At 36.0% G+C, this 13,527-nt stretch carries 14 protein-coding genes; 6 read left to right on the top strand and 8 right to left on the bottom strand.

The annotated features are described in order from the left end of the window. Positions 1 to 8: 8 nt before the first annotated feature. The gene (locus HW347_RS13615) at positions 9 to 395 is read right to left on the bottom strand and encodes an LIC_13387 family protein (RefSeq protein ID WP_214612364.1); all 387 of its coding nucleotides are present in this window, start codon (positions 393 to 395) and stop codon (positions 9 to 11) included. 408 nt (positions 396 to 803) lie between these two features. On the opposite strand from HW347_RS13615, the gene HW347_RS13610 reads away from it, so the two are divergent. Beyond that, a complete protein-coding gene (locus HW347_RS13610; protein ID WP_214612363.1) occupies positions 804 to 1,052 on the top strand; it encodes a hypothetical protein in 249 nt (82 codons plus the stop codon). Between the two features lie 1,048 nt (positions 1,053 to 2,100). Here the strand turns inward: HW347_RS13610 and HW347_RS13605 are convergent. Next, a complete protein-coding gene (locus tag HW347_RS13605) occupies positions 2,101 to 3,483 on the bottom strand; it encodes an exonuclease domain-containing protein (RefSeq protein WP_214612362.1) in 1,383 nt (460 codons plus the stop codon). Between the two features lie 184 nt (positions 3,484 to 3,667). On the opposite strand from HW347_RS13605, the gene HW347_RS13600 reads away from it, so the two are divergent. Continuing rightward, the gene (locus tag HW347_RS13600) at positions 3,668 to 5,194 is read left to right on the top strand and encodes a GH3 family domain-containing protein (protein ID WP_214612361.1); all 1,527 of its coding nucleotides are present in this window, start codon (positions 3,668 to 3,670) and stop codon (positions 5,192 to 5,194) included. A 31-nt stretch (positions 5,195 to 5,225) separates the two neighbouring features. On the opposite strand, the gene HW347_RS13595 is transcribed toward HW347_RS13600, so the two are convergent. Beyond that, the gene (locus HW347_RS13595) at positions 5,226 to 5,801 is read right to left on the bottom strand and encodes a M48 family metalloprotease (protein WP_214612360.1); all 576 of its coding nucleotides are present in this window, start codon (positions 5,799 to 5,801) and stop codon (positions 5,226 to 5,228) included. A gap of 218 nt (positions 5,802 to 6,019) precedes the next feature. On the opposite strand from HW347_RS13595, the gene HW347_RS13590 reads away from it, so the two are divergent. From HW347_RS13590 to HW347_RS13580, 3 genes are all read left to right on the top strand, one after another. Beyond that, the gene (locus HW347_RS13590) at positions 6,020 to 7,588 is read left to right on the top strand and encodes an AsmA family protein (protein ID WP_214612359.1); all 1,569 of its coding nucleotides are present in this window, start codon (positions 6,020 to 6,022) and stop codon (positions 7,586 to 7,588) included. Between the two features lie 88 nt (positions 7,589 to 7,676). Further along, positions 7,677 to 8,087 carry an arsenate reductase family protein gene (locus HW347_RS13585; protein ID WP_214612358.1) on the top strand — a complete coding sequence of 137 codons (411 nt, stop codon included), beginning with the start codon at positions 7,677 to 7,679 and terminating at the stop codon, positions 8,085 to 8,087. A 102-nt stretch (positions 8,088 to 8,189) separates the two neighbouring features. Next, complete coding sequence (locus HW347_RS13580; protein WP_155594599.1) at positions 8,190 to 8,375, top strand: CsbD family protein; 186 nt, start codon at positions 8,190 to 8,192, stop codon at positions 8,373 to 8,375. Between the two features lie 61 nt (positions 8,376 to 8,436). On the opposite strand, the gene HW347_RS13575 is transcribed toward HW347_RS13580, so the two are convergent. The 5 genes from HW347_RS13575 to HW347_RS13555 form a co-directional block, all read right to left on the bottom strand. Next, a complete protein-coding gene (locus tag HW347_RS13575) occupies positions 8,437 to 8,757 on the bottom strand; it encodes a hypothetical protein (RefSeq protein WP_214612357.1) in 321 nt (106 codons plus the stop codon). An 82-nt stretch (positions 8,758 to 8,839) separates the two neighbouring features. Next, positions 8,840 to 9,001 (bottom strand): DUF1328 family protein, encoded by a 162-nt coding sequence (locus HW347_RS13570; protein WP_155594597.1) that lies wholly within the window; start codon positions 8,999 to 9,001, stop codon positions 8,840 to 8,842. A 349-nt stretch (positions 9,002 to 9,350) separates the two neighbouring features. Beyond that, a complete protein-coding gene (locus tag HW347_RS13565; protein ID WP_214612356.1) occupies positions 9,351 to 10,019 on the bottom strand; it encodes a bifunctional 4-hydroxy-2-oxoglutarate aldolase/2-dehydro-3-deoxy-phosphogluconate aldolase in 669 nt (222 codons plus the stop codon). A gap of 7 nt (positions 10,020 to 10,026) precedes the next feature. Next, positions 10,027 to 11,250 (bottom strand): 6-phosphofructokinase, encoded by a 1,224-nt coding sequence (locus tag HW347_RS13560; protein WP_214612355.1) that lies wholly within the window; start codon positions 11,248 to 11,250, stop codon positions 10,027 to 10,029. 20 nt (positions 11,251 to 11,270) lie between these two features. Next, positions 11,271 to 12,311: a sugar kinase gene (locus HW347_RS13555; RefSeq protein ID WP_214612354.1), complete on the bottom strand. Its 1,041-nt coding sequence runs from the start codon at positions 12,309 to 12,311 to the stop codon at positions 11,271 to 11,273. 145 nt (positions 12,312 to 12,456) lie between these two features. On the opposite strand from HW347_RS13555, the gene HW347_RS13550 reads away from it, so the two are divergent. Further along, the gene (locus HW347_RS13550) at positions 12,457 to 13,494 is read left to right on the top strand and encodes a LacI family DNA-binding transcriptional regulator (RefSeq protein WP_214612353.1); all 1,038 of its coding nucleotides are present in this window, start codon (positions 12,457 to 12,459) and stop codon (positions 13,492 to 13,494) included. The last annotated feature ends 33 nt before the right edge of the window (positions 13,495 to 13,527 follow it).

Below are 13,527 nucleotides of genomic sequence, written 5' to 3'. Positions count from 1 at the left end.
TGTTACTATCAATCTTCATATTTTAATGTTCTTATAAGGAGAGAGGTAAAAGAGATGGAGGTTAATACCAGTACAAAAACAGGAAAGTAAAGTGCAGATATTAGAACCATTAAACCGGCTACAACTAGGTTAATAAACAGTCCTGTTTTGTCTTTGTTTCTTAGAATGGAAACCCCAAAACTTATTAATAGTAGGCCCATGGCTAAACTAAATCCGTTATGGAAATCCAATACGGAAACTTCAGACCCAATTTTTATAAGAGTATTTTTCATGGCATGCTTTAATTCCGGATGTGGATGTGTGGAGTTTTCTAAAATAAAATGGGTTGTAGTATGTCCTAAACCTGTAATTAGCATAGTTATGCCTCCAATTTTTTCAAATGTGATACTTTTCATGATTCGTTTTTTTGTTTAAACAAATCTCTAGAAATGCAGTGGAGTCATCACTTAACTTTGGGTAACTAATGCTTAGAAAGTTGGTTTCTAATTCTACTTAATGATTGTGGAGTTATTCCTAAATAACTGGCAATATGTTTTAAGGAATATTTCTGAAAAAAATAGGGTTGGGTTTCCAATAGCAGTACATACCGCTCTGTGGGGGTCAAAAATAACATTTGTGCTGTTCTACGTTTACTGTTCAGAAAAATCTGTTCACTAATAATTCTGCCAAACTTATTCCAATAGAAAGAAGTGTCGTAAAGGGTATGCAGGCCCGTTCTGTCTAAATAAATGACTTCGCCCTTATCAATAGCCTTAATCCACAATGTGGACGGTTCTTGGCTTATAAAACTTTCGTAATCTGTAATGAATTCATTTTCGGACCGTAAGAGAAGGTTGGTTTCAACCAGATTGTCGTCTGTGTGGTATGACCGTATGGAGCCAGATTTTATAAAGGCAATAAAATTGCAGATGTTAGGAGGGGAGAGTAACTGTTCTTCTTCTTGGAATTTGGTAACGGTGAGATGTGGTTTTATAACCTCCCAATCCTGTTCTTCAATAGGAAGAATCTGGTTTAAAATGTGTTTTAGTGTTTCGATTTTTGTGGTTGATTAAGGTTGGATGAATATAGTAATATCTACCCAGTTTGAGTTCCAACACGAAAGTTTTTAGAAATTTATATCACCTTAAAAACCTGTAGAATTTATAGTATAAAAAAAATGCGATGCTGATAATTATCATATTTTCTGATACCATTTCATCTTAACTTTAAGTATTAATTTAAAAATCAAAGTTATGATCTCTCAAGTTTTTTCCTCGTTTGATGTAAACATTACCAGCGTAATTATTATGGTACTTGGTTTTATGTTCATAGGTTTCGTAATAAGCTCAGTAATTTTTGGGCAACATGACCATAAATGTTAGACTAAGATGCATTTTGGTATTTAGAAAGGGTTTTTGAAAGTATTGTTTTCCTTCTTATAAGGATTTGGATTCTTTAATCCAGTTTGTAACGATGAAAACAAATGCTTGTATTTCTAAACGGTAGGGTAGGCATAAGGGAATTGAGTTTCTGACAACTTTAATATACCATGATATTACGTTCGCTAAAATTCTGTAATACTGATAATTATCATATTTTGAATTGTGGCTTTGGCATAAATTTGTCTAAATATAAATCACCAACCTATGATCTCTCAGAATTTACCTCTCGTTAACTACGGCAATGGCATTATTATGATTGCTGTATTCGCATGTGTTTGCGTAGCATTAGTAGTAACCGTGCTACTTTTGATGAATAGCGGAAAGAAAAAATAGTTGTATCTACTTGATTTTCTGCATTTAAGTTAATTTTTATTGCGAATAAGACATCGTTTAGGCGTTTTTTTTAACATTTTTGTAAATGTTAAAACAATCTTAATTCGTACGGGCTGTTTTCTCTAATTTTTGGTTATCTTTAATAAGAATCGGATTACAAATTGACAAATAGCTTTGTTTGTCAGTATTTATAGTTCGACTAAAACCACCAAATCTTTGTACAACCTGAAACCAAACTTATGGATGCTATATGGATATATACCGCTGTTGTTGCCTTAATATTTAGCGTATGGTTATTGTTCGTAATCCTTATGTACAAGAAATTGAATAAGTAACTGTACCGTTATTAATCTTCACATTTACTTTCTAGAAGTAACGCTTTTCCAGGATTTTTACTCATGTAGGACTTAATGATACTTTCGGTCTCCAAAGTGTTATTTTGTGGCACCAGAAAAGTTTCTAATTCATGGTCTGCAGTAAAAGTATTTTCTTGGTTTATAAAGCCATAACCAACATAAGCGCTATTTTTCACCAATACAAAAGACTGCTCTTCTGCATTTCTACCTTTTTCTCTAATTACAAAGTCTTCTTTCTGAGCCCTAATATGCTTTAAAGCCAGTTGTACCTTTTCGTTATATAAGGCAAGGTCCTCTTCTTCCCTGCAGATACCATCACAAGTTTCTATGCGGTAATGAGAACAGGTTTTTACATTCTCTTGTAAATGGCAGTACTTAGGGCACAGCCTAAAGCTTTTGCAGACCTCTTCAATAAATAATCTACAATCCGTTGGGCTATACAAAGTCAGTACAGAATTTGGTGCCATTTTTAACTTATTAAAAGCTAAGTGCATAATACCGTTACGGTCTTCATAACTGAATATTCCGTACGGCTGAATCTTTCTTTTCTGCGCACGGTTAAATTCTGGGTAATGATGTTTTATCGCATTAGATTCCATTAACAAAGCCAAAAGTTCGCTTCCGGAAAGTTCAAAGTCTATATCTGCCGTTACTTGGCAAAGCTGAATTTCTTTGGTTTTCTTATCGTAAAAATGACTTAGTACCCGCTTCTTAATATTAATGGCCTTCCCTACATAGATGATTTTTCCTTTTCCATCCTTAAAATAATAAACGCCAGGAGCTGTGGGCAACTTTTCAAAAGCCTCCCTAGGCAAAGAAGAAGGTAAGGTAGCTTCTTGGGAACGGGAGTTTAAGAAGGACTTAAAAACCTCGTCGGCACCATCTGCACGTAATAATTTTTTAAAAAGTAGGGTGGTAGCATGCGCATCGCCTCTAGCGCGGTGCCTGTCCGTTAACGGTATGCCTAATGAAGAGCATAATTTCCCTAAACTATAGGAATGGTAGCCGGGTAACAACTTACGCGATAAGCGGACCGTACAAAGCTTTTTTCGAATAAAATCAAGACCCAAAAGCTGTAGCTCGTTTTTAATTACATTGTAATCAAAGTTTACACTGTGGGCTACAAAAATAGTGTTCTCCGTAATTTTAAGAATATCATCTACAATTTCCTCCAGTTTTGGAGCGTCACGGACCATATCATTATCAATGCCGGTTAGGCCCGTAATGAAATAAGGAATTTCACACTCAGGATTTACAAGAGAAGTGAACTCGTCCACAATCTCATAACCGTCATATATGAATATGGAAATTTCGGTAATTTTATTACCCTTAATACCGTTGCCGGTAGTTTCTATGTCTACTATGCTATACAAATGCGAATGTGGAGGGATTGAACTGCAAAATTAAGCAAACTAAGATGGACATTAAAAAGTTTAACGTTATGACAAGACTTGCGCTTTAACCCTCCTTTTTATGAGTCTAAAAAAATCTGTTTTGGGTTAACCAATCCTTCCATAAAGTGCAGAAATTATTGACTTAAGGATTATATTTGTTACTATGAAACACACGCCGATTATAGGACATATCATAAAGGGATTTATAGATGTCAGGGATAAGTTAACCGGAGATAAAAACCCAGTTAAGGAACAGGAAGAGGTACTTGAGAAATTGTTGAAAAAGGCAAAGAATACCGCTTTTGGGAAACATTATAAATTTAAGAACATTCTAGATTCTGAAAGTCCTGCGGATGCCTTTGCAAAGGCTATTCCTTATTTTGACTATAACCGGATTAATGAGGAGTGGTGGCAGAAATTGCATGAAGGTGAAGAGGATGTTACATGGCCGGGCACCCCAGATTATTTTGCGTTAAGTTCTGGTACTACGGGCAAAACTAGTAAGCGTATTCCTGTAACGGATGATATGATAGATGCCATCCGGAAAACAGGAGTTGAGCAGGTGTTTGCATTAAGCAATTTTGATTTACCGCCAGATTTCTTTGAGCTTGGTATTTTAATGCTGGGCAGTTCTACGGATTTAAATAAAGTGGAAGGTCATGAGGAAGGTGAGATTAGTGGTATAAGCGCTAGTAATATTCCCAACTGGTTTAGGGGATATTATAAACCCGGAGAAGAAATAGCAGAAATTGATGATTGGGATGAACGTGTACAGAAAATAGCCGAGGAAGCGGCCAATTGGGATATAGGTGCTTTGAGCGGAATACCTTCTTGGATTGAGCTAATGTTGCAAAAGGTAATTGAGTATCACGGTCTTAAAAACATTCATGAGATTTGGCCCAATTTACAGGTGTACACTTCTGGAGGAGTGGCTTTTGGCCCTTATAAAAAGAGTTTTAATGCCTTATTAGGTAAACCAATTACGGTTATAGATACCTATTTGGCATCTGAGGGGTTTGTAGCATTTCAAGCCAGACCAGAAACAGATGCTATGCAGCTTTCAACAGATTCAGGTATCTATTTTGAATTTGTTCCTTTTGAACCAGAGTATATACAGCAAGATGGTTCACTAAGTGATGATGCACCCGCTCTAAAACTGTCTGAAGTAAAAGAAGGGCAAGATTATGTGCTTATCATAAGTACGGTCTCAGGAGCTTGGCGTTACCTTATTGGTGATACCATTGAATTTACCGATGTAAAACGCGCCGAAATAAAAATTACAGGAAGAACCAAATTCTTTTTGAATACCGTAGGTTCTCAGCTTTCGGTAAATAAATTGGATGATGGCGTACAGGAACTAGAAGAGAAATTTGGTATCCGTATTCCTGAATATACCTTGTGTGCCAAGAGAATTGACGGAGAGTTTTATCACTGTTGGTATTTAGGTACGGAAGACAAAATAGATGATGAGGAACTAGCCAAAGCGTTAGATGAATCTCTTAAGAATGCTAATAAAAACTATAAAGTAGCCCGTTCAAAAGCGTTAAAGGGAGTGAAAGTCGTTTCTGTATTACCTTCTGTATTTCATGACTGGAACGGTAAGAATAAGAAAAAAGGCGGACAGGTAAAAATGGAACGTGTAATGGGAGAAGAGAAGTTTAAGGAATGGGAAGCCTTTGTAAATGAGTAAAGGCCTGATTCTCATTTTTAATTAAACCTATCTATTTTTTGTTAGTTGTTTCATGCTGCTTAACAACATCCATAATCTCTTCCGGAGAAAGGTAATAACGACGGATACGTTCTTTGTATTTCTCATCTATTTTGGCATGGTCCAAAATAAAGCGCTTGGTCTGCAAAATGTAATCGTGCATGCCATGGGTTACGGCGTAGGTATCTGCTGCACGCTCCGCTTCTTTAATATATGATCCAGAAAAATAGTATTTCATTCCAAACCAAATGAGGTTTAATGAGCTCCTGTGGCTATAATCTATTACGTGGCCTAGCTCATGACCAAGCCAACCGATCATAATACCTTTTGGTACGTCTTTGGTCAAAAACACTTCATCTGAAATCTTTATTTTTTCACTTATTAAAATTACATATGCCCGCTTTTTCTTCGATTTAAAAAGGGTGCCTATTACAGGCTGGGCCCTCATCGTAGATTGTTTTATATTCTTTATGATTTTAAAAGTTATAGGTGTATCCTTTAATTCCGGATAGTGAGATAGTGCCGTTTTAGCTTCTTCTAAAATAGTTTCTGGAACTGTATGTTGGGCATTTAGTTGTGCTAGTGCCATAAAGAATATGAATAGTTTAAGACGATTTAAAATTGAAGTAATGGGCATTGGCAATAGTATTGCGAGGATAAGTTATAAAACACTTTGGTTCCTGAAAACCGTTTTTCTTAACCGGTCAAATATAAATTGGAAAACACACCTATTTTAGGGTTTAAAGGGCCAATTTTAAATATTAAGGGTAGCATGTAGTTACCGTTCCTTAAAGATAAATACAAACAATGCATTTACAGAGAATAGGAAAAATTATTTTCAGAGTTTTTTTGGGGCTGCTAATCGTTGCAGCACTATTAATGCTTAGTGTCCAGTTAATGGCTAAAAAGTCCATAGCCAATTTTGTGGAAACCAAATTACCGTCTCATATGCAACTGGAGTATAAACTTATTGACGTGAACGTCTTGACCGGAACTGCGAAGTTCAAAACTATAGATTTCAGAGTGCGAGCAGTAGACTCCTTAAAGCAAGTAACAAGATTGCAAATAGGCTCTTTGGAAGTGATTGGTTTGGGGTATTGGCAGTTTCTTTTCAATAAGAAAATAGCATTAAAAAGTTTAAATATAGAAAAGCCAATATTAAAGTCTTATTTGAAAGAAAAACAGACTGATACTTCTCAAACAGATAGTAATAAGATTGGCCTTTTAAAGCAAATTTATATTGATGAGATAAATGTGGCAAACGGTGATGTAACCCTTTTAAAAGGTGATAATGATAGTCTGGCCATGAAGTTAGATTCCGTGAATATTAAAATAGATAATGTTACCACTAATGATTCACTCATCAATTCAAAAATTCCGGTTGCTTATGGTTCCTTCAAGTTTGAGGGAACTTCTCTTTATGCAGATTTAGGTCCGTATGAATCCCTGAAAGCTGGTAAAGTGAAAGTTGATGAAGGCGATATTACTATTTCAGACTTAAAAATAAAATCAAAATACAGTAAGACCAAATTATCTTGGCATCTACACAAAGAGCGTGATTATATAGATTTACAAATCCCGGAAGTCAGTTTTGAACATATAGACTTCGGTATCATTCAAAAAAAACTATGGGTAAGTACGGGAACAGGAAAGATCAAAGGTGCTACACTTGAAATGTACCGAGATAAACTATTACCGGATGATACGGAAAGGAAGAAATTATATAGTGAAGCACTTCGTAAACTGCCCATACAATTAGATATACCCAAAGTAGAGATTAGCGATAGTTATATTGCTTATAGTGAACGGGTAAATAGAGAAACATCACCTGGTAAAATTATTTTTGATGATGTTCATGCTGAAATTCTTGAGATTCAGAATGTACCAGAAAAGAATGAAAAAACATCGGTTACAGCAAAGGCGCTATTAATGGGGGAAGCTCCCATAACGTTGAACTGGTCTTTTAATGCTAAAAAGGAATCAGATGCGTTTACCGCTTCGGGAACTGTTAAGAACTTTCATTCTAAAAACATAAACTCTTTTCTTGAATCCAATTTAAGGGTGCGGGCAAAAGGCGAAATACAGGAGCTCTATTTTACGATAAGCGGTAATTCCATATCCTCTTCCGGAGATATGAAAATGAAATATGAAGATTTTAAATTTTCAGTTTTAAAGAAAGACCGTTTACGCATTAATAAGCTTTTGACCGCCATTGGAAGTTTGTTTGTAAACGATGGTTCTAATACCGATGAAAATGGATACCGCTATGGAGGTATTAAAGCTGAAAGAGACCCAACAAAATCATTTTTTAATTACCTCTGGCTAAATGTAGGCGATGGTTTAACTTCTACCATTATAGGAAACGGAAAGAAGTAAAGAGTAAAAATTAATTTTTTAGAGGTAATGAATCTCCGGTATAACGCTTAGTTTCATTATAGTAATACATGAACTAAAATTTAAGAATATGGGAGTTATATCAAAAGATAAAAAGAAAATAACATTATACTACAATTCGGAGAATTCAATAGGTAAGCAAACGTATGCTTACGTTGAGGCTGCCGATGAAGCTGTTCTGGCAATAGATATATCAAAAACAAAAGTAACGGGCACACAATGGGCGGAGATAGCTCAAGGCATGAACGGGTCTATAGGAAGTCTGGTAAATCAAGACCATCCCGTTTTTAAGGAGATATACGGAAATAAGAAAGTAGACTTAGACGAACATGATTGGTTGCGAGTTTTAGAGAAATCGCCTTCAACCTTAGCTTTCCCTGTTGTTATAAAAGGAGACCGATTTATTCCTATTCAAAATCCGTCTGATTTTGTAAAATTCATGGATGACGATAGTGCTGGAATCGAGAAACCATACAATTAATTTTTAAGAGCAAAAATCTATTTTTTAAGATTAAAGAGTGGGGTAATTCATTCTTAATTTTAAGTATTGATAAAAAGATGTTTAATCACAAAAATAAATAAAATGAATCAGGAACAATTAGAAGGTAAGTGGAACCAAGTAAAAGGTAAACTTAAACAGAAATACGGAAATTTAACAGATGATGATGTAACCTACACGGAAGGAAAGTTTGATGAGATGATGGGTAGAGTACAAGAAAAAGTCGGTAAGGGAAAAGAAGAATTGCAAGAAGAAATTGCAAGCTGGTAGAATAAAATCAATACCAATCTAAACAAAAAGCCCGAGCAGTAATGTTCGGGCTTTTTTGTTGTTATTTTCTATGATAATTTTCATCCGGTACGTTCTTAAAGAACAAAGCAGTGTCTGTATCAGCAGACGGTCCATAGGCCATTAGAAAGGTGCCTTTTGAGCCGTCATTAGTTTCAATTATGTATAGAATAGAAAGGTCATCGGGATTGCTCATACCTTCGTACCTGAATTCTTTTACAATTGTAATATCTGCAGGTTTATAGTTTTTATGTGTTTCCAGATTAATTAATAGGTCATTTTCGTATCGATATCTGGCTATGTATCCTTTTTTTTCAAATTCATCTATAGCATCTTTTTCATGCTTGGCATATGCATCGTTCATAAGTGTATATTTTTAGTGTGAAAAAAAAGGGATGGCGTTTCTGCCATCCTTTGTAACTGTAAAATTTATATGATAATCGGCCTTAAATTTTCTTGCGTCCCATAATCAAACTGATTATGAAAAGTACAATGAAAATAAAGAATAAGATTTTTGCAATACTAGCGGCCCCAGCAGCAATTCCTCCAAATCCGAAGATTCCTGCGATGATGGCTAATACGATAAATATAACTGTCCAGCGTAACATATTTCTATGGTTTTTATAATTAATATTAGATTGTTCTTGATACAATACTCTATTTGTATCATTTAATATAAAGGTCTGGAAAATCAGTTGATAAGCTTAACTCCATTAAATTTAAAAATGCCGTTATAGCAAGGGGGAGAAGTGTTTTAGTAAGTAATACACCAATTTAGGATAGAAGAAAGAATAGTAAAAAAGGGGTGTTTTATCTCGAAGGAAAAGAGCTAATTACAGCTTTTGTGCTCTTGTAATCTGTAACGTCAGGAAATAAAAAAGCCGCCTACTTGGGATAGACCTAAGTAGGCGGCTAGTAAATATTATATATACGCCACTGGTTGGTGACAAAGATGTCTTAGCTTCTTAATCTCTTGATTAAAGCTAAAGTCTCACGAACTTTAGTTTCTAATCCAGCGTAATCTTTGTTGGCTAAAATTTCTTTGCTAATAAGTTTAGAACCCATTCCAACACATGTTACACCAGCATCAAACCAACCTTTTAGGTTAGCCTCATCTGTACTAACACCACCTGTAGGCATAATACTTGTCCAAGGTTGAGGTCCTTTAATTCCTTTTACGAAACCAGGTCCGTAAAGATCTCCAGGAAACAACTTCACGATTTCACATCCTAGCTCTTCAGCATTGTTGATTTCGGTTAAAGATCCACACCCAGGTGACCATAATACTTTTCTACGGTTACAAACCACTGCGATATCTTCTCTTAAAGAAGGAGTCACGATAAAATTGGCACCCATCTGCATGTAAAATGAAGCAGCTGCAGCATCTGTAATAGAACCTACACCCATAATCATACCTGGAAGGTTTTTGATTGCGTATTTATTCAATTCAGAAAAAACTTCGAAAGCGAAATCGCCACGAGCTGTAAACTCCATTAATCTGGAACCACCATCATAACAGGCTTGTAAGATTTTTTTACCCAATTCAACGTCTGGGTGATAAAACAAAGGAACCATACCGTTTTCCTTCATTACGTTTGCTACTTCTATTCTTGAATACTGTGCCATAATGTTTTTATTGTTCTGATAAAATTTTATTGAAATCATATCTTTCCGGATCCGGAAGATATGCTTTTGCTGCTTCGTAATCGCTTTCCTGAATATAGTGCATATTCTGAAAGAAAAGTTTAGCGAATTCAGAGTCTATATTTACTAGGCGAGGGGCTATCTTGCCATCCTCTCCTTGTATATCCTCTAAAAACAATGGAGTTACTTCACCACGGGAATTTGCCGTAACGATACAACCACTAATACCTTGGTCAAATAGTTTTTTAACACCAAGTCCTAAAAGGGTACAAAGGGTCAAGTCAAAACCAATAGGCCTGCAACATCTGAGTTCATAACCCAGCTCTACCGGTCTACTTTTTATATTAATGCCCAATTCTTTTAGTTTGGACTGGACCAACATATTAAAAATATGAGATTTACTCACATTACCCAATTCTGGGTGGCCATGGTCATCATAGGTAAAATTAATACCACAATGGTCAAGCTCGCTATCTGGCATAATATGAAAAACACCTTCGCTTACGAGCGCCACACCATAATTTATATTTTCTATTTTTCTTTTTACGATGGATGAAATAATCAACCGCACTACCTTATCAAAAGTGATAGCGGTGTTGTTGAACATTTCGGGAATGACCACCATAGGGAAATGACAACTGGTAGCAATACCAAATGCCAAATGACCCGCAGAGCGTCCCATAGTAGACATGACGAACCAGTTTTGGCTGGTGCGGGCGTCTTCGTATGTGGTATTACCAATACGCACGCCTTCGTCCTTTGCCGAATGAAATCCAAAAGTTGGGTTTCGGTCGGGTAGGGGCAAATCGTTATCTATAGTTTTTGGAACGTGAATATTTGAAATAAAAATATTCTCCTTGGTTAAATACCCAGTAATCCTGTTAGCCGTAGAGGCGGTGTCATCACCGCCTATACTGACTAATAGTTTTACATTATTATCGGAAAAAAGTTTCGTATTTATTTTTTCATCCTTTGGTTTAAACCTACTCATAATTAGAGTAGATCCACCACGACTAAAAATACGATCGGCATGTGCAAAATCGAATTCCTTTATTTGTGGTTCTTCAGAGAAAATACCTTTGAACCCTTCATGAAGGCCAAGTACACGATAGCCATCTTTAAGAAAGATTTTTGCTACCGTACTAATAACAGCGTTGATACCCGGTGCGGGACCACCACCACAAAAAAGTAATATCGATTTTTTAGGAGCCATCTTTTTTTTGGTTTTAAAAATTAACGAGCTACTCTTCCAGAAGCGTCACCGCCCATTAGTTTTTCTACCTCGCTAACCGTTGCCAAGTTGGCATCACCTTTTATAGTGTGTTTCAAACAAGATGCAGCTACAGCAAAATCCAATGCGTTTTGATCATCTTCTGGGTATTTCAATAATCCGTAGATTAATCCACCCATGAAAGAATCACCACCACCAACACGATCCACGATATCTGTAATTTGATATTGACGTGTTTCGAACATTTTAGAACCATCCCATAATACTCCAGCCCAAGTGTTGTGCGAAGCAGAAATAGAACCTCTTAAGGTTGTAATTACTTTTTTAGCTTTAGGGAATTTCTTCATCATCTGCTTACATACAGATAAGAAAGCTTCTGCCTTAACATCATGCCCATCTTTATGAACATCTAAACCTTCTGGGTGAATACCAAAGTGCTTTTCAGCATCTTCTTCGTTCCCTAAGATGATATCACAATAAGAAGTAAGCTCAGTCATAATAGTTTCTCTATCTCCACCGTAATTCCAAAGCTTAGCTCTGTAATTTAAATCTGTTGAAATAGTAATACCTTTTGCGCTGGCAGCTTTAACAGCTTCCAAACAAACATCTGCAGCACCTTGAGAGATGGCAGGAGTAATACCCGTCCAATGAAACCATTCTACACCTTCAAAAACAGCATCCCAATCGATCATTCCCGATTCAATTTCTGCAATAGCAGAATGTGCACGGTCATAAACAACTTTAGATCCACGAGAGACAGCACCAGTTTCTAGAAAATAAATACCTAGACGGTCACCACCATAAACTATTTTGTCTGTTCCTACGCCTCTTTTACGCATTTCCATTAACGCACAGTCACCAATATCATTCTTTGGTAAACGAGTTACGAAATCTACGGGAACGCCGTAATTTGCTAAAGATACTGCTACGTTGGACTCACCGCCGCCGTAAACAACATCAAAAGTATTAGTCTGTGAAAATCTCAAAAATCCAGGAGGTGCTAAACGCAACATTATTTCTCCAAAGGTTACTACTTTTTTCATTTGTAATGGTGTTATTTTAAATTGAATCTACTTATTTGCTTAATCGATTAACCTGATTTTTAAAAATAAATCAAAACGTGTGAGTTTTGATTGGCGATTTTAAAAATATATCTTTGCTTAATCGATTAAACAAATATAGAAAAACTTGTCGAATAAAAAAAAGACCACATTAAAAGATATCGCAAATATCTTGGAAATATCTACCGCTGCCGTTTCAAAGGCCTTGCAGGACGACTCTAGAATTAGCTCAAAAACCAAAGAGGCTGTTAAGAAAGTAGCCAAAGACTTGAATTATCAGCCAAATCATTTGGCAAGCGCATTGCGTAAAGGAAAGAGTAACCTAGTAGGTGTTATTGTGCCTAGAACAAATAGTAATTTCTTTTCTTCCGTAGTGCAAAATATGGAGGAGGTTTTAAATAAGGCGGGCTATAATATTATCATCACACAATCTAACGAATCATATAAAAAGGAATGTGATAGCATAGATACATTACTGTTTACGCAAGTGGATGGTATTATTGCCTCTATGGCCAATGAAACTACGGACCTAGATTATTATGAAAAAATCAAATCCAGAGGTATACCATTAATATTGTTTGATCGTGGAGAGAATGATTTGAACGTAGATTATATTGGTATTGATGATTATGCCAGCAGCCATATGATTGTTGAACATCTAGTTGAACAGGGTTGCAAAAGAATAGCACATATTGGGGGCTACCAGCGTACCAGAATATTCAATAATAGAATTAGAGGGTATAAGGACGCTATTGAAAAACATGGTTTACCATTAGATAGCGAACTTTTACTGGAAAGTAGTCTTACACAGGAGGATGGTCGTATAAAAATGGAGCAGTTGCTTGCGTTAAAGACGAGACCGGATGCGGTATATATTGCTGGCGATTATGCTGCTTTAGGAGCGCTACAGGTTTTAAAAGAGAATGCTATTGACGTTCCTAACGAAATAGCATTGGTAGGCTTTGGCAACGAACCTTTTACTGCAATGGTTTCTCCGCCAATTACAAGTATTGAACAGCACAGTGCTGAAATAGGAAGGTTGGCCGCACAAACATTTTTAGAACATGTTAGCTCACCTGATATAAAGCAGTCTTTGAATAAAAAAATTCTAGATGCCGAGTTGATTGTCAGGGATTCTTCAAATAAAAAAGCCTTTCTTAATTAAAAGAAAGGCTTTTAGTATTATAAAATGAATTAT

Origin of the sequence: Zobellia barbeyronii (assembly GCF_018603515.1) — a bacterium.
Classification (GTDB): Bacteria; Bacteroidota; Bacteroidia; order Flavobacteriales; family Flavobacteriaceae; genus Zobellia; species Zobellia barbeyronii.
The sequence above is the reverse complement of the archived record's forward strand: the minus strand, read 5'-3'. Positions and strand labels throughout refer to the sequence as shown.